This is a genomic window from Psychrobacter sp. CAL346-MNA-CIBAN-0220 (assembly GCF_040309805.1).
In the GTDB taxonomy this organism is placed as follows: domain Bacteria; phylum Pseudomonadota; class Gammaproteobacteria; order Pseudomonadales; family Moraxellaceae; genus Psychrobacter.
In genome coordinates, this window is sequence record NZ_JBEOPF010000355.1 from 1 (window position 1) to 266 (window position 266).

The 266-nt window shown below is 61.3% G+C and carries 1 protein-coding gene; it reads left to right on the forward strand.

The genetic code is table 11. The features are described from left to right. Positions 1-17: 17 nt before the first annotated feature. A partial coding sequence (locus tag AAEY88_RS13960; RefSeq protein WP_350563343.1) for a ThiF family adenylyltransferase occupies positions 18-266 on the forward strand: 249 nt, incomplete at its 3' end.

Genomic DNA, 266 nt, shown 5'->3' on the forward strand with positions numbered 1-266 from the left:
TTTTTGGGGTAATGGTCATGAGTACAGAAGATCCACGGTTTGCTGGCATCGCCCGTTTGTATGGCATTGAAGGCCTGGAACGCTTGAAAGCGGCCCATGTGGCCATTGTCGGCGTCGGCGGTGTCGGCTCCTGGGCGGCAGAAGCTATCGCCCGCTGCGGCGTGGGCGAGATCTCGCTGTTCGACCTGGACGACGTCTGCGTCAGCAACAGCAACCGCCAGTTGCACGCGCTGGACAGCACCGTGGGTCAAGCCAAGGTCGAGGTC